Origin of the sequence: Rathayibacter sp. AY1D2 (genome assembly GCF_002932695.1) — a bacterium.
Taxonomy (GTDB): Bacteria; Actinomycetota; Actinomycetes; order Actinomycetales; family Microbacteriaceae; genus Rathayibacter.
The window spans coordinates 20,231-27,337 of record NZ_PSVX01000051.1 but is presented as its reverse complement, the minus strand read 5'-3'; the positions used below and the strand labels follow the sequence as shown (position 1 = coordinate 27,337).

Sequence of the window (7,107 nt, the reverse complement as noted above, 5' to 3'; positions counted from 1 at the left end):
GTTCTACCTCCCGCGCGGGACGTGGACGAGCTGGTGGACGGGCGAGCGGATCGTCTCGAGGGGTGGGCTGCGCCCGCTGCTCGATCAGCAGGAGGGCGCCGCTCAGGCCTCGACCCAGGTCCAGGTGCCGGCCGGGCCGTCGACCGAGACCTCGCCGCCGGTGCGCGTCACGGTGAAGACCGTCTCCTCCCCCGTGTCGTGCGCGACGACCCGGACCGGCGTCGCTCCGTCCGGCCCCGGGAACACCCTCAGCTCGAGCCCGTCGAGGTAGTCGTACTCGGCCGAGTCCTGGCGGGCCCCCACCGGGATCACCGCGCCCTCGCGCACGTACAGCGGCAGCGAGTCGAAGCCGTGGACCTCGCGTCGCCACTCCCCCGTCGAGACGATCCGCTCGCCCGTCCACCAGCTCGTCCACGTCCCGCGCGGGAGGTAGAACTCGACCGTGCCGTCCTCGGTGAACACCGGAGCGACGAGCAGGTCGTGCCCGAGCAGGTACTGCGTGTCGAGGTGGGCGGCGCTGCGGTCGTCCTCGAACTCGAGCGCCATCGGGCGCATGATCGGGACGCCGGTGCTCGCCGCCTCCGCCCCCGCCGCGAAGAGGTAGGGCATCAGCGAGAGCTTCAGCCGGGTGAAGAGCCGGGTGACCTCCACGGCCTCCTCGTCGAACGCCCACGGCACGCGCACCGAGGAGGATCCGTGCAGCCGCGAGTGCGAGGAGAGCAGGCCGAACGCGAGCCAGCGCTTGAACACTCCGGGATCGGGCGTGCCCTCGAAGCCGCCGATGTCGTGCGCCCAGAAGCCGAACCCGCCCAGCGCGAGCGAGAGGCCTCCGCGCAGGCTCTCGGCCATCGACACGTAGGAGGAGGTGTTGTCCCCGCCCCAGTGCACCGGCAGCGCCTGCCCGCCGACCGTGGCGCTGCGGGCGAAGAGGACCGCGCGGCCCTCGCCGAGCTCCTGCTCGAGCACCTCGTGCACCGCGCGGTTGTAGAGCTGGGTGTACCAGTTGTGCATGGCCTCGGGGTCGGTCCCGTCGGCCCAGACGACGCCCTCCGACGGGATCCGCTCGCCGAAGTCGGTCTTGAAGGAGTCGACGCCCTGGCGCACGAGGACGCGGAGCTTCTCCTGGAACCAGGAGGTCGCCTCCGGATTCGTGAAGTCGATCAGCGCCATGCCGGCGACCCACATGTCCCACTGCCAGACGTCGCCGGAGGCCGTTCTGAGCAGGTACCCCTTCTCGCGCCCCTCGGCGAACAGCGGCGACGCCTGCGCGATGTACGGATTGATCCAGACGCAGGTGTGCAGCCCGCGCTCGTGCAGGCGGGCGAGGATCCGCTCGGGGTCCGGGAAGGTGCGCGGGTCCCACTCGAGGTCGGTCCACTGGAACTCGCGCATCCAGAAGCAGTCGAAGTGGAACGCCGACAGCGGCAGCTCCCGCTCCGCGAAGCCGTCGATGAAGGAGTTCACCGTCTCCTCGTCGTAGCTCGTGGTGAAGCTGGTCGTCAGCCAGAGCCCGTAGCTCCAGGCGGGCACGACGGAGGGGCGGCCCGCGAGGCCGGTGTAGCGCCGCAGCACGTCCTTCTTCGTCGGGCCCTGGATCACCAGGTACTCCAGCGCCTCGCCGCCGACCGAGAACTGCACGCGCTCGACCGCCTCGGAGCCGATCTCGAACGACACGAGGCCGGGATCGTTCACGAGCACGCCGTAGCCGCGGCTGGAGAGGTAGAACGGGACGTTCTTGTAGGCCTGCTCCGAGGAGGTGCCGCCGTCGGCGTTCCACACATCCACGGTCTGGCCGTTCTTCACGAAGGGGCCGAAGCGCTCGCCGAGCCCGTAGACCAGCTCGCCGACGCCGAGGTCGAGCTGCTCGTGCAGGTAGGCGGCTCCGTCCGGTCCGGTCAGGTAGCCCTGCGCCTTGTGCCCGGAGCCGGTGAGGCGCGTGCCGGTCGAGGTGTCCCAGAACTCCAGCGACCACGGAGCGCCCTGCCTGATCCGGACCTCGAGGTCGCCGGTGCGCAGCACGCCGCCGGACTCCGTCACCTCCGCCGCTCCGACGTCGCCCCCGGCCAGCTCGAAGCCGGGCCGCACCGCCGTCCCGCGCCAGTGCTCGATCCGCACCCGCGCGACCCCCTCGGCCGGCGAGGACACCGCGACCGTGAGCGCCGGCCGGTTGAGGACGTCGCCGCGGCCCTGGATGACCCGGGTCGGGGCGATCACCTCGAGCGAGGTGCCGTCGGTGCGGATGTCGTACGCCTCCTGCGCGAACAGGGGCGTGAATCCGGCCCGCGTCTGCCAGAACCCGTCGGTGAACTTCATGGGGGTGCCTTTCGATGGCGCGCCGGCGGATCCCGCGAGGGAGGCGCCGACGGAGGGAGAGAGGGCTACTTGACCGCGCCGGCGGTGATGCCGCGGGTGAGGGTGCGCTGGAAGATCAGGAAGAAGATCAGCGTCGGGAGAAGGCCCAGGAGGGCGCTCGCGCTGGTCGTGGTGACGTCCATGATCTTGTCGCCCTGGAGGCTCGAGATCGCGATCGGGACGGTCTGCGTCGCGTCGCTCACCAGGAAGACCAGCGGGATGAGGAACTCGTTCCAGGTCCAGATGAAGAAGAAGATCATCAGCACCGAGAGGGTGGGCCGCGAGATCGGGACGATCACCCGGGTGAGGACCTGCCACTTCGAGGCGCCGTCGAGAGCCGCGGCCTCGAGGATCTCCTTCGGGAAGGTGCCGTAGACGCTCGAGAGCAGATAGGTGCCGAACGCCGACTGGATGACGGTGAAGATGACGATGACCGACAGCTGGGTGTCGTAGATCCCGACCGCTTTGAACATGTAGTACAGCGGGTAGAGCAGGGCCTCCTGCGGGAGCATGTTCGCCAGCAGGAACAGGACGATGATCCAGCTCCGGCCGCGGACACGGCCGATGCCGATCGCGTAGGCGTTCAGCACCGAGAGGGCGACGGCGAGGATCGCGACCGACCCCGAGATGAGGATCGAGTTGCCGAGCTTCTCGGGGAAGTCGACGCGGCTCCAGAAGGTCGAGAGGCCGTCGAAGGAGAGGCCGGTCGGGAAGGCGAGCGGGCCGTTCGCCGAGTACTCCGCGGGGGTCTTGAAGGAGTTGAGCAGGATCAGCAGCACCGGGCTGATGATCACGAGCCCGATCACCACGGCGACGGCGAGGATGACCCAGTCGCCGAGGGTGCGCTTGGTCGTGCCCTTCGCGGGCTTGGCGGGACGGGAGGACGAGAGGTCCGCGTCCTCCGTGCCGGCCTGGGTGAGGGGCAGGGTCTCGATGGCCGACATCAGCGGGCTCCTTCGCTGCGCTCGACGCGCTCCTGGGCGCGGATGAACAGCACGGCGAGGATCACGATGACGATCGTGAGCGCGGTCGCGATGGTGGCGCCGTAGCCCACCTGCTGCTTCTGGAAGAACTCGGTGTACGAGTAGTAGGAGGGGACGATCGTGGAGTCGCCGGGGCCGCCGCGGGTCAGGGCGTAGATCGGGCCGAAGACCTTCAGCGCGGCGATGGTGCAGGTGAGGGTGACCACGAAGATCTCGGGCCGGATGATCGAGACCGTGATCCAGCGGAAGCGCTGGAACCAGTTCGCCCCGTCGAGCTCCGCCGCCTCGTAGAGCTCGGGGTCCACGCGCTGCAGCGCCGCCATGAAGATGACGACCGGGTAGCCCAGCTGCACCCAGATCATCACGACCATGATCGAGAGCATCGCGGTGTCCGGCTTGCCGAGCCAGTCGTGCGAGAGGGAGCCGAGCCCGACGGCCTCGAGGATCGAGTTCAGCGCGCCGTTGTCGGGGCGGAGGATCCAGCCGATGACGATCGCGGCGATGACGGTCGGCAGGATCTGCGGGAGGTAGTAGGTGGCGCGGAGGAAGCTCGCCAGGTGCCCGCCGAACTTCTTGCCGACGAGATCGAAGAGGATCGCCGCGAGCAGGAGTCCGAGGATCGTGGGGACGATCACCATCGCGATGATCATGTAGACCGAGTTGAGGAACGAGGTCCAGAACTGGTCGTCGCCCATCAGCTCGATCCAGTTGTCGAGGCCGATGAAGATCGGCGGCTTGATGCCGCGCCAGGACGTGAAGCTGATGTAGACGTTCCAGATCAGCGGGATCAGCACGATGAACGTGAAGAGCACGAACCCGGGGATCAGGTAGAGCCAGTAGCCGCCGGAGCGCTTCTCGCGGGGCGGCGTCGTGGGAGGCGGCGCGCTCTCCGCGCGACGAGGTGCTGTCGTCGTCATGGGTACTCCTAGGTCGGACGGGGTCGTGGGTGTGCTGCCGCGGGATGCCGATCCGGTACGGAGGCGACGGCGTGTCGCGTACCGGAGCGGCATCCAGCGGGGGGGGGTGGAGGCTCGGCGGTGTTCGTGCGACCCCCTCGAAGGGTCGCCGTCACGTCCTCAGGTCTTCCGCGGCCGTTCCGCGCCTGCAGGCGCGGGGCCGGCCGCCGTGGCCGACATCACGTGACGCTTCCGCGTCACGTGATGTCGGCGACTCCGTCGTCGTACTTGGCCTGGAGGTCGGAGAGCATGGCGGACTCGTCGGAGGAGCCGTTGATGAGCTCCTGCGTGGCGGCGACCAGGTCGTCGTAGAAGGTCGCGGTGGGCCAGTCGGGGTAGAAGGAGAGCTGGTCGCCGTCGACGACCGTCTTCCACTGCGAGAGCAGCGCCTTGCTCTTCTCGTCGGTGATGGCGCTCTCGTCGACGACCAGCGGGATGCCTCCGTTGTTGCCGATGAGGTTCTGGATCTCGGGTCGCATCGTGATGTCGATCCACTTGTAGGCGAGATCCTTGTTCTTCGCCGTCTCCGGGATCACCCAGTGGTTGCCGGCGGAGCCCATCGTGAACTCGGCGCCCGGGAAGAGGAACGTGTCCCACTCGAATCCGGTGATCTCGGTCTTGAAGCGGCCGAACCACCAGGAGCCCGAGAAGAAGATCGGGTACTCGCCCGAGATGAACGCCGTGCCCGCGTCCTCCGCCTTCAGCCCGGAGGCGTCGGCCGAGAAGTAGCCCTTGTCGACGTAGGTCTTCAGCTGGTCGGCCGCGTAGCTCCAGGCCGCGTCCTCGAAGTCGACCTCGCCCGTGTAGGTCTGGTAGTCGGTGATCCAGGAGCGGTCGGCCTTCAGCAGCGCGAGCTGGTAGAAGAGCTGCTGCAGCGGGTACTCGGCGCCGGCCTCGGCCAGCGGGGTGATCCCCTTGGCCACGAAGGCGTCGAGGACGGCCGTGAACTCCTCGTAGGTGGTGGGGACCTCGAGGCCGTTCGCGGCGAAGGCGTCCTTGTTGTAGTAGACGAAGGTGAACTCGCCGTAGTTGGGGATGCCGTACCAGGAGCCGGAGCCCATGATCCCGTTCTCGTCGTACTTCGCGGTGGTCTGCAGCGCGCCGGGGATCAGCGAGTCCCAGCCGTAGAACTCGACCGCCTCGTCGAGGTTGGTGAGCAGGCCCTGGCTCGAGAGGAGCCCGCTGGTCGCGTTGCCCTTGTTGTACTCGACGACGTCGGGCGCCGAGTTGGAGTTGAAGATCTGGCTGGCGCCGGTGCGCAGCTGCTCGAAGGCCTTGAACTCGTACGCGATCTCGGCCCCCGTCTCCTGGGTGAAGATGTCGCGGGCGGCGAGCCAGGCGATGCCGCGGTCGCTGTCGGGCGTCTCGAAGTCCCAGAGCGTGAGGGTGCGGCCGGCGCCGTCGACCGTGGTCGAGAGCGCGTCGGAGCCGGCGTCGGAGCCGCCACCGGAGCAGGCGGCCAGCGCGAACATCGCGCTGAGGCCGACTCCGCCGGCGAGGAGGTTGCGCCGGCTGAGACCGGCGGTCGGGCGGTGGAAGGCGGAGCGGGATCGGAGCGACATTGCGGTGGTTCTCCTTCGAACTGTGCGGTGGTGCTGCGGATGTGGTGCAGGGAGCGCTCTCTCACGGAGGCGCGGTGTCGAAGCGTTTCGACAGTGCGCAGAGCCGGAGCGGGCGGGAAGAGGGTGAAGGACTAGAGGGAGGCCGGCGCGGGAGTGCCGGACGGGACCGCCGGCACCGGAGCGCCGGTCGGAGCGACCGCGAGGGATCCGCGGTCGACGTAGGAGGGCGGGAGCAGCTCGACGCCGACGGTGCGGCCGGAGTCGATCTGCTGGAGGGTCCGCGCGACGGCCGCTCGGCACATCGCGTCGAACGGGAGCGGAAGACTGCTGGTGGGGACCGGGAGGGCGCCGCCGTCGTAGCTGGCGCAGGCCGCCAGGATCGACAGGTCGCCGGGGACGGAGAGGCCGCGCTCGAGGACGCGCTCGATCGCCGCCTCCGCCACGGGCTCGTTGCAGTGCAGCACGAGCGCGGTGGGCGGGACGGGTGCGGCGAGGATCGCGTCGATCGCGGCCTGTGCGCTCGGGCGGCCGATGTGCGGGCGCTCGACCGCGATCTCGACTCCGAGCGCTGCGGCCTCGGCGCGGAACGCCTCGTCGAAGCGGCGGACGAAGCCGGCGTTGCGGTCGGTGTAGGACTGCGGGTGCTCGAGCAGGCCGAGCGAGCGGTGGCCCAGCTCGGCGAGCCGGCGGACGCTCTGGCGGGCGGCCTCGGCGAAGTCGAGGTCGACGCAGGCGAGATCGTGGGAGTCGGCGGGCACGCCGATGAAGGTGGCGGGGACCCCGGCCGCGCGGATCAGCTCGGCGCGGTCGTCGTCGTCGTCGACGCCCATCAGGACGATGCCGTCGACGAGCGAGGAGGAGGAGACGCGCCCGATGCCGCTGGAGGCCTCGTCGGTGACGAGCAGCAGGACGTCGTAGTCCGACTCCCGGGCGCGCTCGAGCACCTCGGTGACGAAGCGCATGTGGGTCGGCAGATGCAGCTCGTCGCGCATCGGCGCGGAGAGGGCGAGGATGTGGGTCCGCGCCCCTGCGAGCATCCGGGCTCCCGCGTGGGGCCGGTAGCCGAGCTGGCGCACCGCGTCGTCGACGCGCTGCCGGGTGGAGGCGGCTATCGAGCGCTTGCCGGAGAGGGCGTAGGAGACGGTGCTGATCGAGACCCCGGCAGCGCGGGCCACGTCGTGGATGGTCGCCATGGCTCCTCCTGCCGGACGTCGTCGTCGGTCGCGGTCGGGCTTCGAAGCGCTTCGACCGGTC

General features: G+C 69.6%; 5 protein-coding genes. All 5 read right to left on the bottom strand.

Going from position 1 to position 7,107, the window contains the following annotated elements; translation table 11 throughout:
* Positions 1-102: 102 nt before the first annotated feature.
* The 5 genes from yicI to C5D04_RS13380 all read right to left on the bottom strand — a co-directional run bounded on the left by yicI (position 103) and on the right by C5D04_RS13380 (position 7,046).
* Positions 103-2,313 (bottom strand): alpha-xylosidase, encoded by a 2,211-nt coding sequence (gene yicI, locus C5D04_RS13400; RefSeq protein WP_104347828.1) that lies wholly within the window; start codon positions 2,311-2,313, stop codon positions 103-105.
* Between the two features lie 65 nt (positions 2,314-2,378).
* Positions 2,379-3,296, bottom strand: coding sequence for a carbohydrate ABC transporter permease (locus tag C5D04_RS13395; protein WP_104227354.1), 918 nt, complete (start codon positions 3,294-3,296; stop codon positions 2,379-2,381).
* On the bottom strand, positions 3,296-4,252 hold the full coding sequence (locus tag C5D04_RS13390; protein ID WP_104347827.1) for a carbohydrate ABC transporter permease: 957 nt from the start codon (positions 4,250-4,252) through the stop codon (positions 3,296-3,298). The genes C5D04_RS13395 and C5D04_RS13390 overlap by 1 nt, the downstream gene beginning before the upstream one ends.
* A 236-nt stretch (positions 4,253-4,488) precedes the next feature.
* Positions 4,489-5,853 carry an ABC transporter substrate-binding protein gene (locus C5D04_RS13385; protein WP_258063530.1) on the bottom strand — a complete coding sequence of 455 codons (1,365 nt, stop codon included), beginning with the start codon at positions 5,851-5,853 and terminating at the stop codon, positions 4,489-4,491.
* A gap of 131 nt (positions 5,854-5,984) precedes the next feature.
* Positions 5,985-7,046 (bottom strand): LacI family DNA-binding transcriptional regulator, encoded by a 1,062-nt coding sequence (locus tag C5D04_RS13380; RefSeq protein ID WP_104347826.1) that lies wholly within the window; start codon positions 7,044-7,046, stop codon positions 5,985-5,987.
* Between the last annotated feature and the right edge of the window lie 61 nt (positions 7,047-7,107).